The sequence below is a fragment of the Microbacterium canaveralium genome (assembly GCF_047238045.1).
Taxonomy (GTDB): Bacteria; Actinomycetota; Actinomycetes; order Actinomycetales; family Microbacteriaceae; genus Microbacterium.
Map to the genome: position 1 here is coordinate 2,514,178 of NZ_JBDFMA010000003.1, position 25,684 is coordinate 2,539,861.

Annotated in this window: 26 protein-coding genes; 14 read left to right on the top strand and 12 right to left on the bottom strand. The window is 72.5% G+C overall.

What is annotated here, in order from left to right; translation table 11 throughout:
- From ABC271_RS13015 to ABC271_RS13025, 3 genes are all read right to left on the bottom strand, one after another.
- On the bottom strand, positions 1-363 hold the full coding sequence (locus ABC271_RS13015; protein WP_412925264.1) for a hypothetical protein: 363 nt from the start codon (positions 361-363) through the stop codon (positions 1-3).
- 108 nt (positions 364-471) lie between these two features.
- Positions 472-717: a hypothetical protein gene (locus ABC271_RS13020; protein WP_412925265.1), complete on the bottom strand. Its 246-nt coding sequence runs from the start codon at positions 715-717 to the stop codon at positions 472-474.
- 96 nt (positions 718-813) lie between these two features.
- On the bottom strand, positions 814-1,365 hold the full coding sequence (locus ABC271_RS13025; RefSeq protein ID WP_412925266.1) for a PadR family transcriptional regulator: 552 nt from the start codon (positions 1,363-1,365) through the stop codon (positions 814-816).
- A gap of 131 nt (positions 1,366-1,496) precedes the next feature.
- Between ABC271_RS13025 and ABC271_RS13030 the strand changes: the two genes are divergently transcribed.
- Genes ABC271_RS13030 through cydC form a run of 4 tightly spaced genes read left to right on the top strand, consistent with a single transcriptional unit; the run spans position 1,497 to position 7,288 of the window.
- Complete coding sequence (locus ABC271_RS13030) at positions 1,497-2,939, top strand: cytochrome ubiquinol oxidase subunit I (RefSeq protein WP_412925267.1); 1,443 nt, start codon at positions 1,497-1,499, stop codon at positions 2,937-2,939.
- Positions 2,940-2,949: 10 nt separating this feature from the next.
- Positions 2,950-3,981 (top strand): cytochrome d ubiquinol oxidase subunit II, encoded by a 1,032-nt coding sequence (cydB, locus tag ABC271_RS13035; RefSeq protein WP_412925268.1) that lies wholly within the window; start codon positions 2,950-2,952, stop codon positions 3,979-3,981.
- Entirely contained in the window at positions 3,978-5,603 is a 1,626-nt protein-coding gene (gene cydD / locus ABC271_RS13040) for a thiol reductant ABC exporter subunit CydD (RefSeq protein WP_412925269.1), read from the top strand. Before cydB ends, cydD begins: the two co-directional genes overlap by 4 nt.
- Positions 5,600-7,288 (top strand): thiol reductant ABC exporter subunit CydC, encoded by a 1,689-nt coding sequence (gene cydC / locus ABC271_RS13045; RefSeq protein ID WP_412925270.1) that lies wholly within the window; start codon positions 5,600-5,602, stop codon positions 7,286-7,288. The genes cydD and cydC overlap by 4 nt, the downstream gene beginning before the upstream one ends.
- A gap of 17 nt (positions 7,289-7,305) precedes the next feature.
- Here the strand turns inward: cydC and ABC271_RS13050 are convergent, their stop codons facing one another.
- From ABC271_RS13050 to ABC271_RS13065, 4 genes are all read right to left on the bottom strand, one after another.
- On the bottom strand, positions 7,306-8,352 hold the full coding sequence (locus ABC271_RS13050) for a sulfate/molybdate ABC transporter ATP-binding protein (protein ID WP_412925271.1): 1,047 nt from the start codon (positions 8,350-8,352) through the stop codon (positions 7,306-7,308).
- On the bottom strand, positions 8,349-9,131 hold the full coding sequence (gene modB / locus ABC271_RS13055) for a molybdate ABC transporter permease subunit (protein WP_412925272.1): 783 nt from the start codon (positions 9,129-9,131) through the stop codon (positions 8,349-8,351). Before modB ends, ABC271_RS13050 begins: the two co-directional genes overlap by 4 nt.
- The gene (gene modA / locus ABC271_RS13060; RefSeq protein ID WP_412925273.1) at positions 9,128-9,886 is read right to left on the bottom strand and encodes a molybdate ABC transporter substrate-binding protein; all 759 of its coding nucleotides are present in this window, start codon (positions 9,884-9,886) and stop codon (positions 9,128-9,130) included. The genes modB and modA overlap by 4 nt, the downstream gene beginning before the upstream one ends.
- Positions 9,887-9,956: 70 nt before the next feature.
- The gene (locus ABC271_RS13065) at positions 9,957-10,358 is read right to left on the bottom strand and encodes a TOBE domain-containing protein (RefSeq protein ID WP_412925274.1); all 402 of its coding nucleotides are present in this window, start codon (positions 10,356-10,358) and stop codon (positions 9,957-9,959) included.
- A 169-nt stretch (positions 10,359-10,527) separates the two neighbouring features.
- Between ABC271_RS13065 and moaA the strand changes: the two genes are divergently transcribed.
- The 5 genes from moaA to ABC271_RS13090 are packed head-to-tail and all read left to right on the top strand — an operon-like array spanning position 10,528 to position 14,278.
- On the top strand, positions 10,528-11,583 hold the full coding sequence (gene moaA / locus ABC271_RS13070; protein WP_412925275.1) for a GTP 3',8-cyclase MoaA: 1,056 nt from the start codon (positions 10,528-10,530) through the stop codon (positions 11,581-11,583).
- Complete coding sequence (locus ABC271_RS13075; protein ID WP_412925276.1) at positions 11,580-12,353, top strand: HesA/MoeB/ThiF family protein; 774 nt, start codon at positions 11,580-11,582, stop codon at positions 12,351-12,353. Before moaA ends, ABC271_RS13075 begins: the two co-directional genes overlap by 4 nt.
- Positions 12,346-13,569: a molybdopterin molybdotransferase MoeA gene (locus ABC271_RS13080; RefSeq protein ID WP_412925277.1), complete on the top strand. Its 1,224-nt coding sequence runs from the start codon at positions 12,346-12,348 to the stop codon at positions 13,567-13,569. The genes ABC271_RS13075 and ABC271_RS13080 overlap by 8 nt, the downstream gene beginning before the upstream one ends.
- Entirely contained in the window at positions 13,566-14,045 is a 480-nt protein-coding gene (moaC, locus tag ABC271_RS13085; protein ID WP_412925278.1) for a cyclic pyranopterin monophosphate synthase MoaC, read from the top strand. Before ABC271_RS13080 ends, moaC begins: the two co-directional genes overlap by 4 nt.
- Complete coding sequence (locus ABC271_RS13090) at positions 14,042-14,278, top strand: MoaD/ThiS family protein (protein ID WP_412925279.1); 237 nt, start codon at positions 14,042-14,044, stop codon at positions 14,276-14,278. The genes moaC and ABC271_RS13090 overlap by 4 nt, the downstream gene beginning before the upstream one ends.
- 5 nt (positions 14,279-14,283) lie before the next feature.
- On the opposite strand, the gene ABC271_RS13095 is transcribed toward ABC271_RS13090, so the two are convergent.
- The 3 genes from ABC271_RS13095 to ABC271_RS13105 are packed head-to-tail and all read right to left on the bottom strand — an operon-like array spanning position 14,284 to position 16,823.
- The gene (locus ABC271_RS13095) at positions 14,284-14,712 is read right to left on the bottom strand and encodes a molybdenum cofactor biosynthesis protein MoaE (protein WP_412925280.1); all 429 of its coding nucleotides are present in this window, start codon (positions 14,710-14,712) and stop codon (positions 14,284-14,286) included.
- Positions 14,709-15,191, bottom strand: a complete 483-nt coding sequence (locus ABC271_RS13100) for a MogA/MoaB family molybdenum cofactor biosynthesis protein (RefSeq protein WP_412925281.1) — start codon at positions 15,189-15,191, stop codon at positions 14,709-14,711. Before ABC271_RS13100 ends, ABC271_RS13095 begins: the two co-directional genes overlap by 4 nt.
- 9 nt (positions 15,192-15,200) lie before the next feature.
- Positions 15,201-16,823, bottom strand: coding sequence for an SDR family oxidoreductase (locus ABC271_RS13105; RefSeq protein ID WP_412925282.1), 1,623 nt, complete (start codon positions 16,821-16,823; stop codon positions 15,201-15,203).
- 62 nt (positions 16,824-16,885) lie between these two features.
- Here ABC271_RS13105 and ABC271_RS13110 point away from each other — a divergent pair, with 62 nt between their 5' ends.
- The 5 genes from ABC271_RS13110 to ABC271_RS13130 all read left to right on the top strand — a co-directional run bounded on the left by ABC271_RS13110 (position 16,886) and on the right by ABC271_RS13130 (position 23,019).
- The gene (locus ABC271_RS13110; protein ID WP_412925283.1) at positions 16,886-17,521 is read left to right on the top strand and encodes a response regulator; all 636 of its coding nucleotides are present in this window, start codon (positions 16,886-16,888) and stop codon (positions 17,519-17,521) included.
- Positions 17,518-19,200, top strand: a complete 1,683-nt coding sequence (locus tag ABC271_RS13115) for a hypothetical protein (protein ID WP_412925284.1) — start codon at positions 17,518-17,520, stop codon at positions 19,198-19,200. The genes ABC271_RS13110 and ABC271_RS13115 overlap by 4 nt, the downstream gene beginning before the upstream one ends.
- A gap of 11 nt (positions 19,201-19,211) precedes the next feature.
- Positions 19,212-19,889 carry a GAP family protein gene (locus ABC271_RS13120; protein ID WP_412925285.1) on the top strand — a complete coding sequence of 226 codons (678 nt, stop codon included), beginning with the start codon at positions 19,212-19,214 and terminating at the stop codon, positions 19,887-19,889.
- 7 nt (positions 19,890-19,896) lie between these two features.
- Positions 19,897-21,456: a carboxylesterase/lipase family protein gene (locus ABC271_RS13125; protein WP_412925286.1), complete on the top strand. Its 1,560-nt coding sequence runs from the start codon at positions 19,897-19,899 to the stop codon at positions 21,454-21,456.
- Positions 21,457-21,537: 81 nt separating this feature from the next.
- Complete coding sequence (locus ABC271_RS13130) at positions 21,538-23,019, top strand: MFS transporter (protein ID WP_412925287.1); 1,482 nt, start codon at positions 21,538-21,540, stop codon at positions 23,017-23,019.
- Positions 23,020-23,025: 6 nt separating this feature from the next.
- Here ABC271_RS13130 and ABC271_RS13135 read toward each other — a convergent pair whose 3' ends face one another.
- Both ABC271_RS13135 and ABC271_RS13140 read right to left on the bottom strand, forming a co-directional pair.
- The gene (locus ABC271_RS13135) at positions 23,026-24,921 is read right to left on the bottom strand and encodes a helicase HerA-like domain-containing protein (protein ID WP_412925288.1); all 1,896 of its coding nucleotides are present in this window, start codon (positions 24,919-24,921) and stop codon (positions 23,026-23,028) included.
- Between the two features lie 9 nt (positions 24,922-24,930).
- Entirely contained in the window at positions 24,931-25,635 is a 705-nt protein-coding gene (locus ABC271_RS13140) for a phosphatase PAP2 family protein (protein WP_412925289.1), read from the bottom strand.
- Positions 25,636-25,684: the final 49 nt, after the last annotated feature.

The window sequence follows — 25,684 nt, forward strand, 5'->3', positions numbered from 1 at the left end:
TCACCAGCCGAAGGAGTTGAACCAGTCGCGACGTCGATCGGCGTCCGCGCGGGTGGGGTCCCCTCGCCACGTATCGTGCGGGCTGAGGGTGCCGTCCTCGGTCAGCGGGACGAACGCCCAGCACACGGAGCACAGGGCTCGTCCGCCGGGGAAGCCGTCGTCGAGAGTCGGTGCCGCCTCCGCGGCCGACCCGGCGCCCGGGCATTCCGGCGGATCCGCCTGCGAGTCGTTCCACAGCAGCGACCCGCCGCGACGGTGATGGAGGCCGCGATGGCCTTCCTCACGCGTGCAGATCTCGCCCCTTCGGCGGCTCAGGCACAGCAGACGAGCCGCCCCGGGAAGAGCGGCCAGCGTTCGTGTCATCCTTCGATTCTCGCCCCTGCTTGCGCAACGGGGGCAGGTGCGCGATACGCACAGGGCGATGGGGGCCGGTGGGGAGGGGATCCGCGGTCATGGTCGGAGACCTCCGCGTCACCGGCCGACGCGCCGGAGTACGGTGTCGACGGCCGCGTGGAATGTGAGGTGCTGTGCGATCTCGACTGCGCGGTCGTAGCGCACGCCGCCCAGGGCCACGAAGATCGAGCCGACGACTTCGACGTAGCCGACGATGCGTCCGTCTCGCGCCACCTCGTAGAGGTCGAGGTCGATACGGGTCCACGGGATCTCGGTGACGATCTGACGCTGCTCCGGACGACCGATCGGAACTTCCATGACCATGAGAGACCTCCTTGTTCGACCGGTGTGCTCTCAGAATGCGCCGTCGAACGGAATGCCGCTCCGGGCTTGACGGATCGGCGTCGCGGAGTTACGCCGTCAGCGCGCGCTGCGGACGGGGCGCCCGCGACGGGGACGCTCATCCGAGAGATCGAAGGGGACGGCCTCCCCCGCCAGCCGCTCGACCTCGTCCAGGAAACGCAGGTCCGCCTCGAGCCGTGCACGGCGGGCGGCGGAGAGCACGGCCCGGGAGACGGCATCCATGTTCTCGTCCTCGGGCATCGCGGCCTCGAGCGCGTCACGGACCGCAGCGCGCTGCGCGGAGAGCAGGGCGGGGACGTCGGTACCCGGCAGCGTGAGCGCGAGCGCGATGCGCAGGGCGACCTCGTCGCGACGCTCCGCGATCGACGCGGCACCGAGCCATGCCCGGGCCTCGGCCCGGCCCGCGGCGGTCGCTCCCCACAGCACACGGCCTTCGTCGTCGGCGCCCCGGTTCTCCACGAGTCCGTCCCGCTCGAGTCGCTCGAGGGTCGTGTAGACCTGCCCGACGTTGACGGCGACACCGGTGCGCCGCAGGTATTCCGCGCGCAGTTGGGAGCCGTAGCAGTCGCCGCGATCGAGGATCGCTAGCAGGCTCTGGCGCACCGTCATAGGGACCTCCGACCTACCAGCAAATGCTTTTCCGAGTATATGGTTCGACACCGAATGAACCCGTTTTCCGCGTCGTGACGCGGGAGTAGCCTGTGGTCAGACCACAGAGAAACGTCGATCGGAGACATCCCGTGGAGTGGCTCGACCCCCTCATGCTCGCTCGGTGGCAGTTCGGACTGACCACCCTGTACCACTTCCTCTTCGTGCCCCTCACGCTCGGGATGTCGCTGGTCGTCGCGATCTTCCAGACCGTCTGGTACCGCACCGGCGACGTGAAGTGGCTCCACCTGACCCGCTTCTTCGGCAAGATCTTCCTGATCAACTTCGCCATGGGCGTCGTGACCGGAATCGTGCAGGAGTTCCAGTTCGGCATGAACTGGTCGGCCTACTCCCGCTTCGTGGGTGACGTGTTCGGCGCCCCGCTCGCGTTCGAGGGACTCCTCGCCTTCTTCCTGGAAGCGACCTTCATCGGCCTCTGGATCTTCGGCTGGGACAAGCTGCCCCGGCTCGCGCACCTGGCCAGTATCTGGCTCGCGACGCTGGGCGCCACCTTCTCGGCGTACTTCATCATCGCCGCCAACGCGTTCATGCAGAACCCGGTGGGCTACCAGATGTCCGCCGACGGCAATCGGGCGGAGCTCATCGACTTCGGGAAGCTCCTCTTGAACCCCGTCGCGCTCGCGGCCTTCCCGCACACGATCTTCTCCGGCTGGATGTTCGCCGCGATGGTCGTGGTGTCGGTGTCCGCGTGGCACCTGGCGCGCGGCCGGAACGTGGAGATGATGCGCGCCCCGTTGCGCTTCGGCCTCTGGTCGACAGTCGTGTCCTTCGTTCTCGTCGCGATCGCCGGCGACCAGCTGAGCCTGGTCATGGTGGCGACGCAGCCCATGAAGATGGCGGCGGCCGAGGCGACGTTCAACACGGTGTGCGGCGCGAACGCCTCGTTCTCGATCTTCACGCTCGGAACACCCGACGGCACGAGCGAGCTGTTCTCGATCCGCGTGCCGTTCCTCCTCAGCATCCTGTCGACGCACTCGCTGGACGGCTGCGTCGAGGGCATCAACGACCTCAACACGATGTACAGCCAGCAGATGTTCCCGCAGTTCGCCGATCAGGTGGACGGCAACTTCGCCCCCGTTCTGTGGGTGACGTACTGGGCCTTCCGCTGGATGATCGCTCTCGGCGGTCTCGCGACCCTCATCAGCGTCGTCGGCCTGTGGATCACGCGCAAGAACGCCAAGCGCCCCGTCGCTCCGTGGATGTGGCGTGTCGCGATCTGGGCGGCTCCCCTGCCGCTGCTGGGCAGCCTCGTCGGCTGGGTCTTCACCGAGATGGGTCGTCAGCCGTGGATCGTCTTCGGCCTGATGCTCACACAGGACGGGGTCTCTCCCAGCGTCCCCGGCTGGAGCGTGCTGATCTCGCTGGTCGCCTTCACCGCGATCTACGCCACCCTCGCCGTGGTCGAGTTCGGACTCATCAAGAAGTACGCGCAGAAGGGGCCGGACCCGCTGCCCGACCCGAACGCGCCGAGCGAGCCCGACACCGTCGAGAACACCCCGACGACCGTCTACTAGGAGCACAGTCATGGACCTCGCATACCTCTGGTTCTGGATCGTCGGATTCCTCTTCATCGGCTACTTCGTCCTGGACGGGTTCGACTTCGGCGTCGGCATGTCGCTGCCGTTCCTGGGCAAGGACGACATCGCCCGCCGACAGATCATCAACACCATCGGCCCCGTGTGGGACCTCAACGAGACGTGGGTGATCGTCGCCGGCGCGGCGTTGTTCGCCTCGTTCCCCGAGTGGTACGCCACGCTGTTCAGCGGCTTCTACCTCCCGCTCCTGCTGATCCTGCTGGCGCTCATCGCCCGCGGCGTCTCGTTCGAGTACCGCCACCAGCGCGAGTCGCTGAAATGGAAGCGCGGCTTCGACCGGATGATCGTCATCGGTTCCGCCGTCCCCGCGTTCCTCTGGGGCGTCGCGTTCGCCAACATCGTGCAGGGCGTGCCCCTGGATGCCGACCACGAGTACGTGGGCACCCTGTTCACGCTGCTGAACCCCTACGGCATCCTCGGGGGCCTGGTGACCCTGTTGCTGTTCTTCACCCACGGCGTCTACTTCGTCGCGCTGAAGACCGACGGCCAGGTGCGCACCGATGCCCGCGCCCTCGCGCGGAAGTCGGGCCTGGTGACGATCGTCGCCGCTGCCCTGTTCCTGGTCTGGACGATCATCCAGGCCGCGAACAACCAGGCACCGCTCCTGCTCGGCGTCGTCGCGTTCTCCGGGATCGCGGCGCTGACCCTCATCGGCTCCTGGGTGGCGAACCTGCGCGACCGCGAGGGAACGGCGTTCACGCTCGGGGCGATCACGATCGTCACCGCGGTGGCCGCGCTGTTCTTCGCCCTTTTCCCGAACGTCATGCCCTCGACCCTCGAGCCGGGTTCGGGCCTCACGATCGAGAACGCTTCGAGCACCGACTACACCCTGACGATCATGAGCTGGGCTGCGCTCATCTTCCTCCCGCTCGTCCTGGCCTACCAGGCCTGGACCTACTGGGTGTTCCGCAAGCGCGTCACCCGCGCGCGCATCGAGAAGGCCGCGCTGGTGGCGCATTGACCGACACGACCCGGGTACGCCCCGTCGACCCCCGACTGGTGCGATACGCCTCCGCCTCCCGCAGCTTCTTCGCGGTCAGCGCGGCGATCGTCCTCGCCCAGACGGGGGTCGTCGTCGGCTTCGCCTGGACGCTCACCTCGGCCCTGGTCGGGGCGATCGATGGGCGGCCCCTCCCCGAACTCTGGGGATACGTCGGGGCGGCGGCATCCCTCGTCCTTCTGCGCGGGCTGCTGATCGCGGCGTCGGAGCGCGTCTCGGCCCGCGGCGCCGCCGCCGCATCGCTGCAGCTGCGCGAGCGCCTCGTGGCCGCGGTCGCCGCGCTCGGCCCCGGGTGGCTCGCGCGACGGAACGCGGCGTCGTTGTCGGTGACCGCGGGTCACGGACTCGAGGCGCTGGACGCGTACTTCGGTCGCTACCTCCCCCAGCTCGTCGCCACGATGATCGCGACGCCGATCCTCATCGGCGCGATCGCGCTGGCCGACCCGCTGTCGGGGCTCACGGTCGTGCTGACGATCCCCCTCATCCCGCTGTTCATGGTGCTCATCGGCCTGGCCACGCGCTCCGTGCAGAAGAAGCAGTACGGCACGCTCGGACGCCTCGCCGCCCGGTTCGCCGACACCGTCGAGGGCCTCGGAACACTCAAGGCCTTCGGGCGCGAGCACCGTGCTGCCGACACCATCGAACGGGTCACGCGCGACTACAAGCGCGAGACCATGACGGTGCTGCGCGTGTCGTTCCTCTCCGGCTTCGCGCTGGAGTTCCTGGCATCCATCTCGGTCGCCATCGTCGCCGTGACGATCGGGTTCCGGCTGCTCGCGGGCGACATGAGCCTGCTCGTCGGCCTGTTCGTGCTGCTGCTCGCCCCCGAGGCCTACCTGCCCCTGCGGCAGGTGGGCGTGCAGTTCCACGCCGCGTCCGAGGGGGTCGCCGCGACCGAGGAGATCTTCGACGCCCTGGATGCCGCCCGCAGCGCGACGCCGACGGACTCGACCCCCGCCGCGAAGGGGACGACGCTCGAACTGCACGACGTCCGCGTCGAACGCGGAGCGCACCGGATGCCGACGGTATCGCTGTCGGTCGGACCGGGAGAGGTCGTGCTGCTGTCGGGCCCGAGCGGCGTGGGCAAGTCGAGCGTCCTGGCCGCGGTCCTCGGGTACGTCGACCACGACGGTGAGCTGCGGCTGGACGGGCGTCCGGTGGCGCACGCGCGCGCCGCCGTCGCGTGGGCCGGACAACGACCCGGGCTCGTGTCGGGCACGGTCGCCGCGAACGTGGCGCTCGGGTCCGACGCCGATCCCGCGGCCATCGCGGCCGCGCTCACCGATGCGGGTGCCGCCGACGTCGACCCGGCGACACCGCTCGGAGCGGGCGGTGCGGGACTGTCGGGCGGACAGGCGCAGCGCGTCGCCGTCGCGCGCGCTCTCTACCGCTCGCGGGTGGCCGGGGCGAGGATCCTCGTCCTCGACGAGCCGTCGAGCGCCTTGGATGCCGACACCGAGGGCCACGTGTGGCGCACCCTGCGCGCCGAGGCCGACGCGGGCGCCGCCGTGCTGCTCGTCTCGCATCGGCCCTCCGCGCGCGGGATCGCCGACCGCGTGATCGACCTGGGGGTGCCGGCGTGAACGGTCGGGTGCGCGGCATCCTGGGAGCCGCGATGCCCTCGCGGCGGCGGTTCGCCCCCGCTGTCCTCTCGGGATTCGGCACCGCGGGGAGTGCGGTGGCCCTGCTCGCGACGAGCGCGTGGCTCATCGCGCGGGCGGCGGAGCAGCCGCTGGTCATGTACCTCTCCGTCGCGGTCGTCGGCGTGCGCGCGTTCGCGCTCTCGCGCGGCGTGTTCCGGTATCTCGAACGCCTCTCGGGGCACGACGCCGCACTCGAGCGGCTCGCGGGTGTCCGCGCCGACCTCGTGCGCGAGCTCGTGCCCCTGGCCCCCGACGGCCTGGCGCGCGCTCGACGGGGCGGGCTGCTGTCCAGCGTCGTCGACGACGTGGAGGAGTTGCAGAACCTCCCCCTGCGGGTCGTGCTGCCCCTCTCGGTCGCGGCGCTGACCTCGCTCGCCGCGGTCGTCTTCACGGCGTTCGTCTCGTGGCCCGCGGCGCTGACGCTGCTCGCGTGCCTGGTCGCCGCCTTCGCCGTGTCGGTGGCGGTGGGGTGGGCTGCGGGCGCGCGCGCCGAACGCGCCATCGCCCCGCTGCGCGCCGATGTCGCCGACGCGGTGCACGACCTGCTGACCACCCTCGACGTCCTCACCGCGTACGGGGCGCTCGAGACCGCGCGGGCGCGGGTACGCGACGCCGACCGGGCGCTGCGCCGTGCCGTCGTGCGACGCGGAGCCGCGCAGGGACTCACCTCGGGCACCGTCTCGGTGCTCGCGGGGCTGGCGTCGCTCTTCGCCCTCGCTGTCGCGGCGCCGGCCGTGACGGGCGGCACCCTCTCCGGACCGGGCCTTGCGGTCGTGGTGCTGCTGCCGATGGCGGTGTTCGAGGTGTTCGGACCCGTGCCGCTGGCCCTCGCGTCCTGGCGCCAGGTGCGCGCGGCCGCCGAGCGCATCGCCGACGCCGTCCCGGCCGGGATCCCCGAGGGCCTCCCCCGCGACGAACCCGCCGCCACGGGCGTCGCCCCGGCCCTCGGCGACGGCCTCGAGCTGAGCGACGTGCGCGCGCACTGGCCGGCCCGGTCGGACGCGGGGCTCGACGACACCGGTCGCATCGACGACGTCACGCTGCACGTCGGCGCGGGTGAACGTGTGCTCGTCACGGGACCGAGCGGCGCCGGAAAGACGACGCTCGCGCACGCCCTCGTCCGGTTCCTCGACTACGAGGGCTCCTTCACGATCGGTGGCGTCGAGGCGCGCACCCTCGCGGGCGACGACCTCCGCCGCACGATCGGGCTCGTCGAGCAGGCGCCCTACCTCTTCGACGAGTCGGTGCGCCAGAACCTGCTGTTCGCCCGCGACGACGCCACCGACCACGACCTGACGCGCGTGCTCCAGCGGGTCGGACTCGACGCCTGGGTCACCGAACGCGGCGGATTGGATGCCACGGTCGGCGACCGCGGCGGACTCGTCTCGGGCGGGCAGGCGCAACGTCTCGCCCTCGCGCGGGCTCTGCTGCGCGGCTTCCCCGTGCTCGTGCTCGACGAGCCCACCGCGGGCGTCGATCCCGCGGCATCCGACGCCCTGCTCCGCGACCTGCTCGGCGCGGTCGGCCGCGACCGCGCCGTCGTGCTCGTGTCGCACGTGGAGGTACCGGAAGACCTCGTCGACCGCACAGTGCGACTCGAGGGCGGGCGGGTCGTCGCGGCGTAGCGCACCCGAGACACCCCCTATCGGACGGTCGGCTCCACCGCGACGAGCCGGACGTGCTCGGGGGCGACGAAGAACCGGACGGCATCCCCCGGGGTGAGCCCGGCGGCGGCGAGAACCGGGATCTCCGCCGCACCCCGGTCCGCGACGACGCGGACGCCCGTCGCCGTCGGCTCGAGGTGCCTGACGATCGCGTCCCATCCGCTCGGACCGTCGCCGATACGCACGTCCGCGGCCCGGAAGACCGCGGCGAGCGCGGAGCCGTCCGCCCCGGCGAACGGGACGACGGAGCTCAGGTGCCATCCTCGCGATTCCCACTCGCCGCGCGAGGCGACGCCCACGACGCGTTCCAGCCCCGCGATCCGCGCGGCGACGTCGGTCGCGGGGGTCGCGAGCACCTCCCGCACCGGTCCGAGTTGCGTCGCCCGTCCCTCCTCCACGATGAGCAGACGGTCGGCGAGGACGGCGGCGTCGACCGCGTCGTGCGTGACGGCGACGGCCGTGACCCCGTCCAGCGCCTCTCGCAGCATCGTCCGGATTTCGGCGGCGGTCACGGCATCCAGTGCGACGAGCGGCTCGTCCAGAAGCACCGCCCGCGGCTTCGCGGCGAGCGCGCGAGCCACCGCCACCCGCTGCTGCTCCCCGCCGGAGAGCTCGGCCGGACGGCGATCGCCGACCCCCGGCAGGCCCACGCGGGCGAGCCACGCGTCGGCGTCGGCGCGGGCAGCGGCGGCCGCGACACCCGCCGCGCGCGGCCCGAACGCGACGTTCTCGCGGACCGAGAGGTGCGGGAACAGCCGGGCGTCCTGCCCGAGCAGCGCGATACCGCGGCGCATGGGCTCTGTGCGCACGCGCGGGTGGTCGGTCCGGTCGATCACACGACCATCGATCGCGATCACGCCCGCATCGAGGGGCTGAAGGCCGGCGATCGCCTGCAGCACCGTCGACTTGCCCGCCCCGCTGCGGCCCATGATCGCCACCGTCTCGCCCGGTGCGACGTCGATCGCGACGTCCACCGTGAACGCCCGGCGCCGCACGACGACGTGCGCCGACAGCGCCGCGCTCACGGCGCCCCTACCGACGGGCGCCACCCGCGGACGAGGAGCAGCACCGCGATCGCGGTCATCAGCAGGAGCAACGCCAGCGCCACGGCGGTGCCCTGCGCGACACCGCCGCCGTTGAACGCCGTGTAGATCGCGAGCGGCATCGTCTGCGTGACACCGGGGCGGTTGCCGGCGAACAGCGCCGTGGCACCGAATTCGCCGATCGCCCGGGCGAAGCACAGCACGACGCCCGCGACGATGCCGGGTGCGGCCAGCGGGAGCGTGATGCGTCGGAGGATGGTCGCGCGGCTCGCGCCGAGCGAGGCCGCGGTCCGTTCGATCTCGACACCGGTGCTGCGCAGCGCCCCCTCGACGGCCAGCACCAGGAACGGCAGCGCCACGAACACCTGCGCCAGCACGACCGCGGCCGTGGTGAACGGCAGGCCCAGCCCGCCGAGCCAGCCGTTGCGGCCGAAGAGGTACAGGAGAGCGACGCCACCCACCATCGGCGGCAGCACGAGCGGCACGGTCACCACGGCGCGCAGCACGGCGGCCGTCCGGGGCGAGCTGCGCGCGATGAGGAGGGCGAGGGGGATGCCGAGCGCGGCGCACACGAGCGTCGCCGCCGCCCCGGTCGCCAGCGACAGCAGCAACGCCGAGCGGGCGGCATCCGAGGTGACGTCCGTCCAGAACGTGTCCGCCTGCACCCGCGTCACGAGCGCGATGAGCGGGACGAGGAGGAACAGCAGTCCGGCCACCGCGGGGACGACGATCCACCGCGGGACGTACCCGGCGCCGCTCACGGGGCGCGGAACCCGTCTGCGGCGAGGATCTTCTGCCCCGCGTCGGAGAGGACGAAGTCGGTGAATGCGGCGGCGCCCGCGCTGTTCGCCGCGTCACGCACGGGCGTGATCGGGTAACGGTTGACGACGGCATCCGCCCCGGCGGGGACGATCGCTTCCACGTCGTCGCGCCCGCTGACGTCGGTGGCGTAGACCAGACCCGCCCGCGCGTCGCCGGCGGCGACCTTGGCGAGCACCGCGGTGACGTTCTGTTCCTGGCTCACCGGGGTCACCGAGACGCCCGCGTTCTGCAGCAGCGTCGCGGCGGCCGCGCCGCACGGTACCTCCGCCGCGCAGAGCACGGTGGGGACGCGCGTCAGGTCGGCCAGCCCCTCGACCCCACCGGGGTTGCCCTTCGGGACCGCGATGACCAGGGTGTTGGCGGCGAACACGCGCGGGTCGGCGGCGAGGTCGCCGATCTTCTGCATGTTCTTCTCGTCGGCGGAGGCGAAGACGTCGGCGGGCGCGCCCTGACCGATCTGCGTCGCGAGCGTGCTGGACCCGTCGTACACCGTCACGACGTCGACCCCTGGGTGGGCGTTCTCGAACGCCGAGGCGATCTCGTCGAACGCCCGTTGCAGCGAGGCGGCGGCGTAGACCTGCACCGTCCCGGTCACGGGGTCCCCGGACGAGGCGGGGGCGGCGGGGCCGGTCGCCGCGCACGCCGTCAGCGAGAGAGCCGCGCCGAGGGCGACGACGAGACGCAGGGTCCGCATGGAGCACTCCGATCCGCGCGCCCGGGGCCCGCGGCATCCATTCTCCCGCATCTGAGGAGTATTAGGCGATTCAGATCCGCTCTCGCGGGGTCTCCACGGTCACGACGGTCGCCTTCACGGATGCCACGGCGAGCGCCCCCGGCTCGAGACCGAGTTCCTCGGCGGCCTCGGCCGACATGAGCGACACCACGCGGTGCGGGCCGCACTGCAGGTCGACCTGGGCCATGACGCCGTCGATCCGTACGCGCGTGACGATCCCGACGAAACGATTCCGCGCGCTCGACGCGATGCCCGTGGGGTCGTCGGGCTCGTCCGCGAGCGCCACGGCGCGGGCGGCGAGCGCCTCGCCGGGGATCTCCGTGGGCGTCGCGCCCGTCGTGGGGAGGAGGCCCTGATCGATCCAGCGGCGGACCGTGTCGTCGCTGACCCCGAGCAGTCGCGCGGCCGGCGCGATGCGGAAGGTGTTCGGCATGGCACGACGGTATCGCCGCGACCCCGCCTCCCGCGAACAACGATCCGCGAGACTGCATCCGGCCGACGCCTCCCGGGCAGGCTGCGGCGCACATGTCGGGAAAATGACGTCTCGCGAATCCGGCTCCCGCGGCGACCCCGGCCCGCCGCCGCTCGCCTAGGCTCGACCCATGGATGCCGTGCGCGAGACCGGGGCCCCGCGTGAGGGCGGGCTGCTCGACCGGTTCGGGCGTGTCGCCCGCGACCTGCGCGTGTCCGTCATCGACAAGTGCAACCTGCGGTGCACCTACTGCATGCCGGCGGATGGCCTGCCGTGGATGCCGCAGCAGCAGCTCATGACGGGCGAGGAGATCGCGCGCATCGTGCGCGTCGCGGTGCGGGCCCTCGGCGCGGAGGAACTGCGCCTGACCGGCGGCGAACCGCTCGTGCGCAAGGATCTCGAGGACGTCATCGCCCGCATCCGCGCCGACCACCCCGACCTGCCGATCTCCATGACCACGAACGCCGTCGGACTCGACCGTCGCGCGCAGGCCCTGAAGGATGCCGGCCTCAACCGCCTCAACGTCTCGCTCGACACGCTGCACCCCGAGACCTTCGCCGAACTCACCCGACGCCCGCACCTCGACAAGGTGCTCGCGGGGCTCGAGGCGGCGAGCGCGGCCGGACTCGGGCCGATCAAGATCAACGCAGTTCTCCTCCGCGGCATCAACGACGCCGAGGTCGTGCCGCTCGTGGACTGGGCCGTCACGCACGGCTTCGAGATGCGGTTCATCGAGGACATGCCGCTCGACGGCGATCGGTCCTGGACCGAGACGCAGGTCGTCCCGGCGCGCGAGATCCGTGCCGCCCTCGAGCAGGTGTTCGACCTCGCGCCCGACCCGCGCGGGCGCGGCGCCGCCCCCGCAGAACGGTTCGAGGTGCGCCGCCGCGGCGACGGCTCCCTCGCCGGCCACGTCGGCATCATCTCCTCGGTCACCGAGCCGTTCTGCGCCGCGTGCACGCGCACCCGCGTCACGGCGGACGGGCGTGTCCGCTCGTGCCTCTTCTCGCACGAGGAGACCGACCTCCTCACGGCGCTCCGCGACGGCGCCGACGACGCCGACCTGGCGCAGATCTGGCGCGAGGCGATGTGGCGGAAGCCGCGCGCCCACGGTTCCGACCGCGTCGGTCTCGCCCGCGCCGACTTCGTCCAGCCGGAGCGCACGATGAGCGCGATCGGCGGATGAGGCCGCTCGTCGAGCCGGTGGCATCCCTCGCCCCCGAAGAACTGATCCGCACGGCCCGCCACGCCGTCCTCGTCGGCATCGGCGAAGAGGGACAGCGGCGTCTCGCCGCCGCCCGCATCGCCGTCGTCGGGGCCGGGGGCCTGGGCTCGCCCGTCCTTCTCGCCCTCGCCGCCGCCGGTATCGGCGAACTCGTCGTGATCGACGACGACATCGTCGAACGCACGAACCTGCAGCGGCAGCTGATGCATCGCGTCGACGACATCGGGACGCCCAAGACCGCCTCGGCGGCTCGCGCGATCCGCGACCTCTCGCCGCTCACCCGCGTGCGCGAGGTGGACGCGCGCCTCACGACCGCGAACGCGCGAGACCTCCTCGGTGACGCGCACGTCGTGATCGACGGCAGCGACACGTTCGATACCCGCAGCGCCGTGGCATCCGCGACCGACGAGCTGGGGATGCCGCTCGTCTGGGGCGCCGTGCAGGAGTGGTCGGCGCAGGCGACCGTCTTCTGGTCGCGACCCCCCGCGGGATACTCTCCGGTCACGCTGTCCGACGTCTTCCCGCCGGACTCGGTGGGCGAACCGCCCACGTGTGCACAGGTGGGGGTCCTCGGCGCGCTGTGCGTCCAGGTGGGTGGTCTGCTCGCCACGGAGGCGATCAAGCTCGTCATCGGTGCCGGGGAGCCCCTGCTCGGACGACTCGCCATCATCGACGCCCTGCGCGCCCGGCAGGACATCGTCCCGCTCGTCGGAAGGACCCCGCGTGCCTGATCTCCGCACCGTCGAGGAGCACCGAGCCCGCGTGCTCGCCGCCGCCCGTCCCCTCGCCGTCGAGACGGTACCGCTCGCGGAGGCCGCGGGCCGAACGCTCGCGACCGACGTGCGCGCACACCACGACCTGCCCGGCGACGACAACTCCTCGATGGACGGTTTCGCCGTGCACTTCGCCGACGTGAAGCGGGCGGATGCCGACAGCCCCGTGTCGCTGCGGGTCGTCGGCGATCTGCCGGCCGGCTCGTCCGACGACCCGGCGTTCGGCGTCGGCGAGGCCGTCCGGATCATGACGGGCGCCCCGGTCCCCTCGGGCGCCGACACCATCGTGCCGTTCGAGGACACCGCCGGCGGGCTGGCCGACTCCCTCGGCGAGATCGAGGTGCGTCGCGCCCCGGCCGCCGCCGGGGCGTTCATCCGGCGCCGCGGCGGAGACGTGCGCGTCGGCGACGTCGTCCTCACGGCGGGTGAACGACTCGGCCCCTTCGCGCTCGCGGCCGCTGCGGCGGCCGGTGTCGACCGGGTCGACGTGCGGCGCCGTCCGCGGGTCGCCGTGGTGTCGACGGGGAGCGAACTGGTGCCGCCGGGCAGCGCGCCCGGCCGCGGCCAGACGCCCGACTCGAACTCGACGCTGCTCGCCTCCCTCGTCGCCGAGGCCGACGCCGAGGTGGTGCTGGTGGCCCACGTGACCGACGAGGTCGGCACGGTCGACGACGTGCTCGCTCGTGCGGCCGACACAGACGTCGTCGTGTTCACCGGGGGCGTGAGCGCCGGAGCCTACGAACCGGTGCGACAGGCGCTGTCCGACCGCATCCGGTTCGACCGCGTGGCGATGCAGCCCGGCAAGCCCCAGGCGTTCGGCGCCCTCGATGATGGGCGTGTCGTCTTCGGTCTCCCCGGCAACCCCGTGAGCGTCGCGGTCTCGTTCGAGGTGTTCGTGCGGCCCGCGCTCCTCGCGCTGCAGGGTCGCACGGCGCTCGACCGTCGCCACACCCGGCTCACGGCCTCCGAGACCTGGACCACGCCACCCGGTCGGCGCCAGTACCTCCCCGCCGCGATCGACCTCGTCGCCGGCACGGTGCGCCCCGCGACCCCGGGCGGATCGGGCTCGCACCTGGCCGCCTCGCTGGCGCGCGCGGAGGCGTTCGCCGTGATCCCCGCCGAGGTGGCCTCCGTCGCCGTGGGCGACCCGGTCGATGTCATGCTGATTCCATGACCTTCACCCACTTGGATGCCGCGGGCCACGCCCGTATGGTCGACGTCACCGCCAAACAGCCCACCGTTCGCACCGCGACGGCTCGCGGCTTCGTGCGGTGCAGCCCCGAGGTCGTCGCGGCGCTCCGCGGCGGCACCGCCCCGAAGGGCGACGTGCTGGCCGTGGCGCGGATCTCCGGCATCCAGGCGGCGAAATCGACGCCCGCGCTCCTCCCCCTCGCGCACGTCATCGGCGTGCACCGCGCCGCGGTCGACCTCGAGATCGTCGACGACGGTGTCGAGATCGAGGCCACCGTCGGCACCGCCGACCGTACCGGCGTCGAGATGGAGGCCCTCACGAGCGTGTCGGTCGCGGCCCTCGCGATCGTCGACATGGTGAAGGGCATGGACAAGGGCACGTTCATCGAGAACGTCCGCATCGTCTCCAAGACCGGCGGGAAGTCCGGCGACTGGCACCGGCCCGGGGAGCCCGCGTGACCGTGCGGGTCCGCTACTTCGCCGCCGCGGCCGAGGCGGCGGGGACGGATGCCGAAGACCGCGAGGAACAGACGCTTCTTGCGCTCCGCGCCGCCGTCGTCGCGGACCACCCCGCGCTCGTCGGCATCCTGGAGCGTTGCGCCGTGCTTGTGGACGGCGAGCGTCGAGACGACGACGCCCCCCTCGCCGGGATCACGCACGTCGACGTCCTGCCGCCGTTCGCCGGCGGCTGACGACCTCAGCCGCCCAGGCCCTTCCACGCGGTCGTGCCGTCGGCCTCGACCTGGCGCTTCCACACCGGGAGGTCGGTCTTGATCGTCTCGATCACCGCGCGGCACACCTCGAACGCCTCCGCGCGGTGGCCTGACGCGACCGCGATGATGACCGCCGCTTCCCCCACGTCCAGCCGCCCCACGCGGTGGCTCACCGCCACGATCGCGTCGGTGCCTGCGGCGGCGTCCGCCGCGATGCGGTGGAGCGTCTGCTCGGCATCGGGGTGCGCGCTGTACTCGAGCGCGACGACGGCGTCGGTGGCATCCGGATCCGTGTTTCGGACGCGCCCGACGAACGTGGTGAGGGCTCCCGAGGCGTCGTCCTCGACGGCGCGCAGGTGCACGTCGAGGTCGAGGGCTTCCTCCGACAATCGGGCCATGCGGACGGCGCTCATGAGTGGTCTCCTCCGGCGAGCTGATCGAGGACGTGGGGGGCGAGCTCGGCGAGCACGGCGATCCCGGATGCCACGGCCCGCGTGGATCCCGGGAGATTGACCACGAGGGTCGCGGGGTCGGCGATTCCGGCGAGCCCGCGCGAGATCACCGCGAGCGGGGTGTCGGCGAGCCCGCGGCGCCGCAGTTCTTCGGCGATGCCGGGGAGTTCGCGATCCAGGACCCGCGTCGTCCCCTCGGGGGTGCGATCGGTGGGGGCGATGCCGGTGCCCCCGGTCGTGACGACGAGTCCGACGCCCGTGGCGATCGCGGCGCGGAGGGCGGCCTCGACGCTGTCGGCGCCGTCCGGCACGACGACCGGAACGTCGCAGTCGAAGCCCGCGTCGCGCAGGAGCGACACCGCGAGCGGGCCGCCCCGGTCCTCGCGGAGCCCCGCGGCGGAGCGGTCGGACACGGTGATCACGCGGGCGGTGTACGGCACCGTCCCAGCCTAGGCGCGCGAATCGGCCTCGGCGGGGATCGTCTCGACGTCGGGCACCTCGGGGGCGATGCGCCCCGCCGTCGCCTTCGGCTCCAGATCCTCGCGCTGGACCGACTCCGCCGCCGCGGTGATCCGCCGGGCCATCCCGCTGAAGATGAGCCCGTGGAACGGGAGGACCGCGAGCCAGTACGCGCGCCCCGCGAGACCGGTCGGGAAGAAGAGGGCCCGCTGGTCGAAGCGGGCCCCGTCTCCGTCGGGGCTGGCACGCAACTCGAGCCACGCGCCACCCGGCACCTTCATCTCGGCGCGCAGCCGCAGCAGGTGCCCGGGCTCGATCGCCTCGACGCGCCAGAAGTCGAGGGCGTCCCCCACCGTGACGACGCTGCGGCTCCGGCGGCCACGGGCGAGACCGACTCCGCCGACGAGGCGGTCCATCCACCCGCGGATGGCCCACAACAAGGGTGACGAGTACCAGCCGTTCTCCCCGCCGATCCCCTCGATGACCGACCACAGCTGCGCGGGGCTCGCGCTCGTGCGCATGGTCCGCTCGTCGGTGTACACCAGGCGTCCGGCCCACTCGGGGTCACTCGGCAGCGGGTCGCTCGGGACGCCGGAGACCTCGGCATCCTGCCAGCTCGTCTCGATCGCGTCGTCGTTCACGCGCCCGAGCGCCCGGCGGACGGCTTCGCGGTAGGGCATCAGCCCGCCCTCGGGGCGCGGAACGAGGTCGTCGATCGCGCGGTCCTTCACGACGCAGTCGTTCTGCAGCGATTCGACGAGCGGGCGGGCGATCGACTTGGGGATCGGCGTGACGAGATTGACCCAGTGCGAGGCCAGGCGCGGGGTGAGCACCGGCAACGACGCGATCGCGCGCTGATGAAGACCCGCTTCGAGGGCGTAGCCGTTCATCATCTGCCCGTACCGCAGCACGTCGGGGCCGCCGATGTCGACGGCGCGATTGACGTTGGGCGCGACACGGGCGGCGCCCAGCAGGTAGTGCAGCACGTCGCGCACGGCGATCGGCTGGATGCGGTTGCGCACCCATTTCGGCGCGGGCATGTACGGCAGGACATCGGTGAGGTGGCGGATCATCTCGAACGACGCCGACCCCGAGCCGATGACGACTCCGGCCTGGAGCACCACCGTCGGCACACCGCTCGCGAGGAGGATCTCGCCCACCTCGACCCGCGAGCGCAGGTGCGCCGAGAGCGGAGCGTCGTCGGGGTGGAGTCCGCCGAGGTAGACGATGCGGGAGACGGATGCCGCGCCCGCGGCGTCGGCGACGGTGCGTGCGGCGCGACGGTCGGTGTCCTCGAAATTGCGGCCACCGCCCATCGAGTGGATCAGGTAGTAGAGGACGTCGACCGCGTCGACGGCGCGCGCCACGGCCTCCGCGTCGGTCGCATCGCCCTCGACCGTCTCGACGTCACGGCCCCACGGGAACGCTTCGACGCGGCGCGCGTCGCGCGCGAGCACGCGGACCCGATAGCCGGCCGAGAGGAGCCGGGGCACGAGGCGTCCGCCGAGGTATCCGGTGGCACCGAGGACGAGGGCGCGCGGTGGGGAACCGTCGGCACGCGGATGCGCGACGAGGGCGGGTTCACGGCCGGTGGGCGCGGACAGCTCGGTCATGCCGAAACGGTACGCCCGACGCCCGCCGCTGCCGGGGGCTTGACGCCGATAGGGTGAACGGCGTGGAGACCGCGTGGGTGCGACGCGTGCTCGTCGTGGAGGACCAGCCGGCGATGCGTGTCCTGCTGTGCGACATGCTGGCGCACCGCGGATTCGAGGCCACGGGAGCCGCGGATGCCGCCGAGGCCACGACCGTGTTCGCCGAGACCGATCCCGATGTGCTGCTGACCGACATCGACCTGGGCTCGCGCCCTTCCGGGATGGAGCTGGCGACGATGCTCACGGGCCTCGCGCCGCACCTGGCCGTGGTGTTTCTCAGCAGCTTCCCCCGGGCCGCGGAGGGTGCCGCCCGCCTCGGCCCTGCGGGAGCGGTTTTCGTCTCCAAGCTCGACGTGACCAGCGCCGACGTGGTCGTCGAGGCAGTGGAGGCGGCATTGAGCGAAGCTGTTCCCCCCGCGCCGACGCCCGCGCGCACGTCCCCTCTCGCCGCGCTCACGCGCCGGCAGATCGAGGTGCTCGCTCTCGTCGCGCGCGGGTGGTCGAACGCCGAGATCGCCCGCGAGCGCGGCACCACGCGCGCCGTCGAGCGTTCGATCAGTCGCGTCTTCGGGCGCCTGGGGCTGGGGGCGGATCCGGCGACGAATCCGCGGGTGCGCGCGAGCGCGATGTACCTGGCCGAGTTCGGCTCGACGTCGTGAGACCGGTCGTCAGCGTCTTCTCGAGCGGGCGATTCGTTTCGCGGTGGACGTTCGTCGCGATCGCCGCGGTGTCGCTGACGGTCCTGGCGCCCCTGCCGACCGAGCTCTCCCCGCGGGACCGCGCGGGGGTGTCCCTGCTGACGGCGGCCGCGTTCGCCGCGGTGTGGGCGCTCGTCGCCGTGGTCGAACGGCGCGTCCGGCGCACGGCGGCCCGCGCCGTGATCATCGCCTCGGTTCTCGTCGCCACCGCGGTCGTCCGCCCCGTGGCGCAGGACGCGCTCTCGATCGCGCTGGGGCTCGCGGTCCCCGCGCCCGACACCCTCCCCCTGCGCGCAGTGACCAACCTCGCGGTGTGGGCGATCGCCCTGACGGGAACGGCGGTGCTGGTCGACGCGGCGCGTGCCACGCGCGAGACCGACGCGCTGCTGCGCGCCGTCCTCGGGCAGCTCCGTGGCAGCGCCGAGCGCGTCGCCACGTTCCGCACCGAGTCCCGGCGCGCGGTGTCCGCCGCGGCCGACGCGATCGCGGCGGCGCACCCGGTCACCGCGGAGGACGTGCGTGCACTGGCCGCACAGCTGCGCGCCCACGCCCACGCCCTCGGGACGCTCGCCGAGGGTGTCCCCGCCGACCGCCCCATCCCCGCGGTCCCGGTCCGGGCCCCGCGCGGCGGGTTCCGGCTGCCTCCGCCGGGGCTGATCGCCGCGGTCTACATCGTCGCGGTGGTGCCCTACGCGGTCCGCACCGTGGCACCGGTCGACCTTGCCCTCGGTCTCTGCGCCACGGCGGTTCTGGGACTGATCGCGGATGTCCTCCCCCGACTACCGGGTCTGCGCCGCGCGCGGGTCGCGGGCAACCGGACCTTCGCCGCCGCGGTCCTCGGGGTGGGGATCGCGCTCTCGGCGATCGCGGCGACCCAGGGCGTGCCGATGCCGGCCGCCGCGGTGCCCGCCCTGGCCTACCCCGCGCTGGCGGCCGCGCTCGCCCGCTGGCGGGGAGCCGCCCGAACGCTCACGGTCGAACGGCGTCGTCTGTCCTCCGCCATCGCCGCCCGAGTCCGCGCCGACGATCTCGGCACGCGCGCGGAGCGAGCCGGGTTGCACGAGGCCGCCGAACGGGTGCATCGCGATGCGCAGGGCGCGGCGGTGCAGTTCGTTCTGCGGCATCCCGATGCCCGGCCCGAGGAGGTCGCGGCCTTCCGCGCCGAGCTCGGCGAGGTCGCCGCCGCCGTCCGGCACGCGCTCGACGCCCCCGCGACCGCGGCGGGCGCCGCCTCGCTCGACGCGCTGTTGTCGACCTGGGGACGCGCGATGCCCGTCGACGCGCAGGTCGCCGACGGCGCGCGGACCGTGCTGCAGACCGACCCCGCCCTCGCGCGCGACGTCATCGACGTGGTCGCGGAGGGGCTCCTCAACGCCGCGAAGCACGCGCGCGAGCGCGCAGCCGCCGTGTACGTCGAGCACCGGGCGACTCCGGGCGGGCCGCGTCTGGACGTCCGCGTCGTATCGCCGGGCGCCCCGCCGCGGGGCGCAGCGCTGCGCCCCGGCGCCCGAACGGCCACCCTCGGCGCCCGTCTCGTCGACGCGGGCGACACGACCGTGCTGGAGGCGCGTTTCGTCATCGCGGACGTGGATGTCGTGTCAGCCGAACATTCCACGGAAGGCTCGACGGCCCCGGCGTAGCGTCGGCGCCGATGTCCGAACTCTCCGCGCTCCTGCCCCTCGCCGTCGGTATGGCGATCTCGCCGCTCCCCATCGTGGCCGTGGTGGCCATCCTTCTTTCCTCCCGCGGTCGCGTGGCCGCCCCGATCTACACCGGGACGTTCTTCGCTGTCACCCTCGCGGTGATCGCCGTGGGAGCCGCGACCTCCGCCGGAGCCTCCGCCGGCTCGCACGGGGAGGGCGGTCGCATCGTGGTGCTGGTGCTCGGCGCTCTTCTCGCCGTCGGGTTCTCCGTCATGGCGATCCTCAGCTGGCGCGGTCGGCCGAGGCCGGGCGCCGCCCCGAAACCGCCGAGCTGGCTCGCCGCGATGGATGCCATCACCCCCGCGCGCGCCGCGGGCCTGGGCCTGCTCATGGCAGCGACCAACAGCAAGAACCTGCCGCTGGAGCTCAAGGGCGGCGCGCTCATCGGCGCAGCGCACCCGTCCGTCGTCGTGGCGATGCTCCTGTGCCTCGGCGTCGCCGTCGTCGGCACCCTCACCCTCCTCATCCCCACCGCCCTGGGCGCGACCGGCATCCCGAGCATCACCTCCGCCCTGGACCGGCTCAAGAACGAGATGATCGAGCACAACGCGGTCATCATGACGGTGCTGTTCGCCGTCCTCGCCGCCAACGAAGCGGCCCACCTCATCCACCAGCTGATCGCCTGAGGATCCCATGGACACCCCCTCTCCCTCCTGTCGCGTCACCGCTCCCGCGGGCGTCTTCGTGGGCACGACCGACCGCGGTGCGCGCTCGTGGCGTGGCATCCGCTTCGCCCTCCCTGCCATCGGCGAGCGCCGCTTCCGCGATCCCGTGGCAGCGCCCGACCTCGAGGACGAGACGGATGCCACGGCCTTCGGTCCCGTGTGCCCGCAACCGGAGAACCCGGCGATCCCGCTCGGCGACGACGCCGTGCAGAACGAGGACTGCCTCTCGCTGAACGTGTGGGCGCCCGAGTCGGAGTCCCACGCCGCCCTTCCGGTGATGGTGTGGCTGCACGGCGGGGCGTACACGTTCGGGTCGTCGAGCCAGCCGTTGTACGACGCCACCTCGATGGTGTCCTCCGGCGGGGTGATCGTGGTCACCGCGAACTACCGGCTCGGCGCGCTGGGATTCGTCGATCTGTCGGCGGCCGTGCCCGGCGCCGGCTTCGACGGCAACCTCGCCCTCAAGGACGTCCTGCTGGCGTTGCGCTGGGTGCAGCGGAACATCGCGGCCTTCGGCGGTGACCCCGACCGGGTGACGGTGTTCGGCGAGTCGGCCGGCGGCGGCCTGGTCACGACGCTGTTGGCGATCCCGTCCGCGGAGGGTCTTTTCCAGCGGGCGATCGCGCAGTCCTCGCCCGCGTCGAGCGTGTACGACTCCGAGCGCGCCCGGCACGTCGCGCAGCGCTTCCTGGACGAACTCGGCGTCGACCCCGCCGACGCGGGTGCCGCCGACCGACTGCGTTCCGCACCGGTCGATGCCATCGTGGCCGCGGGGAAGACCGTCTACGCCGAGATCCCGACGACCGACCCGGGAACGCTCGCCTTCGCTCCCGTCGTCGACGGCGATCTCGTTCCCGAGGCCCCGGTGACGGTGCTGCGCGAGGGGCGCGGCATCCCGGTCCCCTTGATGATCGGCACCAACAAAGACGAGGCGTCCCTGTTCTCGTTCATGAAGTCGCCCCTGATCCCGATCACGGGCGACCGCATCGACACGATGTTCGCCGACATGGCGGCGGAGAATCCGGGGGTCGAGCTTCCCAGCCGCGAGCAGGTGCTCACCGCGTACGAACACGTGCGCCACCGCGCCGTGGGACTCGGCGTGGCCCGCGACATCGGCTTCCGTCTGCCGACGCTGTGGATCGCGGAGGGTCACTCCAGCGCCGCGCCGGTGTGGCTGTACCGCTTCGACCACGCCTCGCCGTTCCTGCGCCTCATCGGCCTTGGCGCGACGCACGCCACCGAGCTGCCCTACCTGTGGGGCAACCTCGTGAGCGGCCCGAAGGACCTGACCTTCCGTCTGGGCGGGCACCGCGTCGCCGAGCTCATCTCGGCGCGCATGCGGGCGCGCTGGACCGCGTTCGCGCGCGGAGAGGAGCCGACGGCCCCGGATGCGGTCGCGTGGCCCACGTTCACCACCGGCGAGGACGACCGCGCGACGCTGGTGATCGACCGGCACGATCTCGTCGTGAACGACCTCGACGGCGAGCTGCGCCGCGCCTGGGGCGACGGCATCCTGTCCTTCTCGTGACGCCGTCGCGGGGGTACCACACCGCCCCGGCGCACCCCGGTCGACTGGAAAACGCGGGACGATCCGGGTAGGGGTAGAAGGATGAGCCAGCAACCCCCCGCGGCATCCGAAGCCCCCCGTCTCGAGGTCGATGACGTCATCGTCGTCGACAAGAAACGCGTTCGCACCGCTATCGGCGGCACCGTCGTCGGCAACTTCATGGAGTGGTTCGACTTCGGCATCTACGGCTACCTCGCCGTGACGCTCGCCGTCGTCTTCACGTCCGACCTGCCCGAGCCATGGGGCCTGCTCGTGACCCTCCTGGGCTTCGCGATCTCGTTCCTCGTGCGTCCCTTCGGCGGTTTCGTCCTCGGTCCCCTCGGCGACCGCATCGGGCGTCAGAAGGTGCTGTTCCTCACGATGGCCATGATGGCCACCGCCACCGCCCTCATCGGTCTGCTGCCCACCTCCTCCGCGATCGGACTGTGGGCGATCGTCCCGCTGTACCTGCTGAAGATGGTGCAGGGCTTCTCGACGGGCGGCGAGTACGCCGGCGCGACGACGTACGTCTCGGAATTCTCCCCCGACCGCAGCCGCGGCTTCTGGTCGTCATGGCTCGATGTCGGCTCCTACGTCGGGTTCGCCGCGGGAGCCTCGGCGGTGGCGCTGACCACCGTCGTCACGACCGCGATCTCGGGCGATGACGCGATGGTCGAGTACGGTTGGCGCATCCCGTTCCTGCTCGCGATCCCCCTCGGCATCGTCGCGATCTACTTCCGCCTTCGCATCCCCGAGACGCCGTCCTTCGAGCAGACCCACGCCGCCGAGGCCGCGCAGCAGAGCAACTCCGACGACCCGATGGCCCGGCAGGGGCTCGCGGGCATCGTCCGCCACCACTGGCGCGCGCTGCTCATCGGCATCGCGCTCGTCGCGGCGACGAACACCGCCGGATACGCCCTCACGAGCTACATGCCCACGTACCTCGAGACGGAGGTGGGCATCTCCAACCTCGGCGCAGCGGTCGCGACCGTCCCGGTTCTGATCGTGATGTCGGCGGCACTGCCCTTCATCGGCAAGCTCAGCGACCGCATCGGCCGCAAGCCCGTCTACGCGATCGCGGCCGGCTCCGCGCTCGTGATGCTCGTCCCCGCGTTCCTCATCATGCAGATCGGCGAGCTGTGGGCCGTCGTGGTGGCGCTGTTCCTCGCGGCCGTGCCCGTCGCGTTCTACGTCGCGATCTCGGCATCCGCTCTGCCGGCGCTGTTCCCGACGGCCTCGCGCTTCGGGGCGATGGCCGTGGCGTACAACATTGCGGTGTCGCTGTTCGGCGGGACGACCCCCCTGTTCAGTCAGGCGCTCATCGAGTGGACGGGGAACACGCTCATGCCGGCGTTCTACATCATGTTCTTCGCCGCACTCGGTCTCATCGCCCTGCTGTCGATGCGCGAGAGCGCGCGCCGACCGCTCCTGGGCTCCGTCCCGGCGGTGGAGACCCCCGCCGAGGCCGAGGCCGTCGTCGCCCGTCAGGACGACGACCCGCTCATCGACACCTCGACGATGCCCCTCGAGGTCCGCCGGGGCTGATCCGGATCAGCGGCGGCGACCCGTGCCGAAGATGCCTCGGATCACGCCGTTGAGGATCGTCTTCGTCGACCCTCGGCCGAGCAGATCGTCCAGCGGCCCCGCGGACGGCGTCGAACGCCGCGCGGGTGCGGCCGTGCTCTGGAGGAGCCGGTCGTACTCGCGTTGCGCCTTCTTCTGCGCTTCCGCGTGCGCCTTGTCGATCGCGGCCTTCTGCTTGGCGTACTCCGCCTCGTCGGCGGCGGCCCGCTTCGCCCGTTCGGCGGCCTCGCGCGCCTCGGTCGCCGCCTGCATGCGGGCCGCGAGGATCTCGCGCGCCGACTCCCCATCGATCGGGGTGCCGTACTGCGCGAAGAGGGGGGATGCCGAGACGGCGGCGCCGAGGTCGTCGGCGGGGATGGGCGACATCGACGCCCGCGGCGCGAACAGCCGCGTCCACGCGACCGGGGTCGGCGTGCCGCGCTCGTCCATGACCGTCACGATCGCCTCGCCCGTTCCGAGCTCCTGGAGCACGCGCTCGAGGTCGTATCCCGACGCCGGGTACGTGCGGACGGAGGCGCGGAGGGCGGTCGCGTCGTCGGGGGTGAAGGCGCGCAGAGCGTGCTGCACGCGCGAGCCGAGCTGCGCGAGCACGTCGCCCGGGACGTCCTTCGGCGTCTGCGTGACGAAGAAGACGCCGACACCCTTCGACCGGATCAGCCGCACCGTCTGGGTGATCGCCGCGAGGAACGCCTTCGAGGCATCGCGGAACAGAAGGTGCGCCTCGTCGAAGAAGAACACGAGCTTCGGCTTGTCGAGGTCGCCGACCTCGGGCAGCACCTCATACAGCTCGGCGAGCAGGTACATGAGGAACGTCGAGTAGAGCTCCGGGCGCGACGCGACGTTCGGCACCTCGAGGAGGCTCACCACGCCCTCGCCCTGGGCCGTCGTGCGCAGGAAGGCGGAGACGTCCAGCTCGGGCTCGCCGAAGAACGTGTCCGCCCCCGCGGCGGAGAACGCGACGAGCTCACGCAGGATGACACCGGCCGTCGCGCCGGAGAGCCCGCCGAGGTCCTTCAGCTCGCTCTTCCCCTCGTCACTGGTGAGGAAGGTCAAAACGGCGCGCAGATCGGAGAGGTCGACGAGCGCCAGACCCTTCTCGTCGGCGTAGTGGAAGACGAGACCGAGGCTGGACTCCTGCGTGGCGTTCAGCCCGAGCACGCGGCTCAGGAGCAGCGGCCCGAAGCCGGACACCGTCGCGCGCACCGGGATCCCCGACCCGGCGTCGTCGCCCAGCGCGTAGAACTCCGTCGGGTACGCCCGCGGGGACCAGTCCTGTCCGAGCGCGGCCGTGCGAGCGAGGAGCTTCTCACTCGCGACGCCCGGGGCGGCGATACCCGAGAGGTCGCCCTTGATGTCCGCCGCGAAGACGGCCACGCCGTTCGCCGACAGCTGCTCGGCCAGCAGTTGCAGTGTGCGGGTCTTCCCTGTTCCCGTGGCTCCGGCGACGAGGCCGTGGCGGTTCGTCATCGCGAGGGGGATGCGGACGGGAACGGATGCCACGGGCTCACCGTTCACCAGCACGCCGAGGTCGAGGGCGGGCGCTGTCCCCGTGTATCCCGCGGCGATCGTGGCGACCTGCGCGTCGGTGAGCGGAGCGGCCGCAGCCGGGAGCGGCGCCGCGGGTGCCGCCGGCGGCGTCTCCACCGCCGTCTCCGCGGGGACCGGCTCCGCAGGAACCGGCTCCGCGGCCGCGTGACCGCTCGTCGCGGCGCGGGCGCGTGCGGCGGCGGCTTCCGCCGCGGCGAGGTCGGCACGGGCGCGGGCCAGGCGCAGTTCCGCCTCCGCGGCTTCGGCCTCGGCGCGCAGCCGCGCGAGTTCGGGGTCGTCGGCGGAACCGGGAACGGACGGCGCTGTGTCGCTCATGCCGTCAGCCTAGGAGGGCGCCGACGACGCGGCATCCGGAATCCGCCGACGGCGGCGGAGCGTGGCCCGGTCGTCGTCCCGCGCACGGAGACGGGAGAAGACCACCGCGAGCACGAGCGCGGCACCGGCACCCACGAGCGCGCCCCCGACGGTGTCGGAGAGCCAGTGGGCGTGCAGGTACGTGCGGCTGAACGCCATCAGGACGATCCACGCGGCCCCGGCCACGCGCACCCACACCGTGGGGAAGACGATCGCCGCCACGACCGCGATGGTCGCCGCATTCGCGGTGTGTCCCGAGGGGAAGGAGCCGTAGTCGGCCAGCACGAGGATGTCCTCCGGACGCGCGCGGCCGAACGTGTGCTTGAGCACCTGGACGAGCAGCGCGCTTCCCGCGGACGCCGCGAGGAAGTACACCGCCGTCCACCGCCGCCCGGTGAGGAAGAGCGCGAGCGCTCCCCCGAGCGGGACGATGAGGATCGCGGTGATGTATCCACCGACCTGGTTCATCGCCAGCGCGATCGTGAGCAGCGGCTGGAGGGGCGCGGACGCGAACAGCTGGTTCCACCACACGTCGATCGCGAAGGGACTCGGCCCGCGGAAGTACACCCAGGCGCCGAGTCCGCACGCGAGAGCGATGAGCACGAGACCGAGGACGGCCCGCACGCGCTCGGAGCGCACGTTCACGATCGGCGGGTACTCCGGATGCAGGTCCATCGGCCCATGATGCCCGTCCGATCGGGTTCCGGGGAGCATCGGGCCCGCC

Coding starts and splice junctions, on each gene's coding strand:
- ABC271_RS13120 (WP_412925285.1), top strand. CDS start 19,212: ATGTCCGAACTCTCCGCGCTCCTGCCCCTCGCCGTCGGTATGGCGATC.
- ABC271_RS13125 (WP_412925286.1), top strand. CDS start 19,897: ATGGACACCCCCTCTCCCTCCTGTCGCGTCACCGCTCCCGCGGGCGTC.
- ABC271_RS13130 (WP_412925287.1), top strand. CDS start 21,538: ATGAGCCAGCAACCCCCCGCGGCATCCGAAGCCCCCCGTCTCGAGGTC.
- ABC271_RS13075 (WP_412925276.1), top strand. CDS start 11,580: ATGAGGCCGCTCGTCGAGCCGGTGGCATCCCTCGCCCCCGAAGAACTG.
- ABC271_RS13020 (WP_412925265.1), bottom strand. CDS start 717: ATGGTCATGGAAGTTCCGATCGGTCGTCCGGAGCAGCGTCAGATCGTC.
- ABC271_RS13135 (WP_412925288.1), bottom strand. CDS start 24,921: ATGAGCGACACAGCGCCGTCCGTTCCCGGTTCCGCCGACGACCCCGAA.
- moaC (WP_412925278.1), top strand. CDS start 13,566: ATGACCTTCACCCACTTGGATGCCGCGGGCCACGCCCGTATGGTCGAC.
- ABC271_RS13140 (WP_412925289.1), bottom strand. CDS start 25,635: ATGGACCTGCATCCGGAGTACCCGCCGATCGTGAACGTGCGCTCCGAG.
- ABC271_RS13105 (WP_412925282.1), bottom strand. CDS start 16,823: ATGACCGAGCTGTCCGCGCCCACCGGCCGTGAACCCGCCCTCGTCGCG.
- ABC271_RS13025 (WP_412925266.1), bottom strand. CDS start 1,365: ATGACGGTGCGCCAGAGCCTGCTAGCGATCCTCGATCGCGGCGACTGC.
- modA (WP_412925273.1), bottom strand. CDS start 9,886: ATGCGGACCCTGCGTCTCGTCGTCGCCCTCGGCGCGGCTCTCTCGCTG.
- moaA (WP_412925275.1), top strand. CDS start 10,528: ATGGATGCCGTGCGCGAGACCGGGGCCCCGCGTGAGGGCGGGCTGCTC.
- ABC271_RS13015 (WP_412925264.1), bottom strand. CDS start 363: ATGACACGAACGCTGGCCGCTCTTCCCGGGGCGGCTCGTCTGCTGTGC.
- cydB (WP_412925268.1), top strand. CDS start 2,950: ATGGACCTCGCATACCTCTGGTTCTGGATCGTCGGATTCCTCTTCATC.
- ABC271_RS13065 (WP_412925274.1), bottom strand. CDS start 10,358: ATGCCGAACACCTTCCGCATCGCGCCGGCCGCGCGACTGCTCGGGGTC.
- ABC271_RS13095 (WP_412925280.1), bottom strand. CDS start 14,712: ATGAGCGCCGTCCGCATGGCCCGATTGTCGGAGGAAGCCCTCGACCTC.